This window comes from Dryocola clanedunensis, assembly GCF_038405435.1.
Taxonomy (GTDB): domain Bacteria; phylum Pseudomonadota; class Gammaproteobacteria; order Enterobacterales; family Enterobacteriaceae; genus Dryocola; species Dryocola clanedunensis_A.
Genome location: NZ_JBBYHZ010000051.1, coordinates 1 through 873 on the forward strand (window position 1 = coordinate 1; position 873 = coordinate 873).

Consider the following 873-nt stretch of genomic DNA (forward strand, 5'->3'; position numbering starts at 1 on the left):
ACGGCGTGTACGACGCGAACGTCGAGCCCCCGCGGCGCAAGCCGCGCCTGCGCCGCGCCCCCACCTCTGCGCAACTGACGCAGCTCGCCAACACCATCGCGCATCGCGTGTGCCGGCACCTGTCGCGCCGCGGCTGGCTCGAAGGCGAAGACGAATCCGTGTTCCTGTCCGACAGCGCGGGTAGCGACGACGGCATGGATGGGCTGCGGATGAGTTCGATGACCTACCGCATCGCCACCGGTCGCGACGCTGGCCGCAAGGTCGTCACGCTGCAAACATTGCCCGGTGACGCAGGCTCGCTGGACGGCGATGCCGGCAAGGTCGGCGGCTTCTCGCTGCATGCCGGCGTGGCCGCGGAAGCACACGAAAGCCACAAGCTCGAAAAGCTGTGCCGCTACATCACGCGCCCGGCGATCAGCGAGCAGCGGCTGTCGATAGCGCTCCAGGGCAGGGTGCGTTACCAGCTCAAGACCCCGTGGCGCAATGGCACCACGCATGTGGAATGGGATCCGGTGGATTTCATCGCCAAGCTGGCGGCGCTGGTCCCGCCACCGCGCGCCCACCTGACCCGCTTCCACGGGGTGTTTGCCCCGAACGCCGCCCTGCGCGCACAGTTGACGCCATCGGGGCGCGGCAGGCGGCATGACGCCGCTGTGGAGCCGGCGGACGCAAGCGCGAACGACGAGCCGCGCAGCCCCGAGCAGAAGCGCCGTGCGATGAGCTGGGCGCAACGGCTCAAGCGGGTCTTTTCCATCGACGTCACCACCTGCGCCCACTGCGGCGGCGCGGTGCGGATCGTCGCCAGCATCGAGGAACCCAAAACCATCCGCGCCATCCTCGCCCACTTCGAGAAACACGGCGCGCTGGAGCAAG

The 873-nt window shown here is 69.1% G+C and carries 1 protein-coding gene; it reads left to right on the forward strand.

Going from position 1 to position 873, the window contains the following annotated elements; all coding sequences use genetic code 11:
• A partial coding sequence (locus tag AAE045_RS23285; protein WP_455549692.1) for a transposase occupies positions 1 to 873 on the forward strand: 873 nt, incomplete at both ends.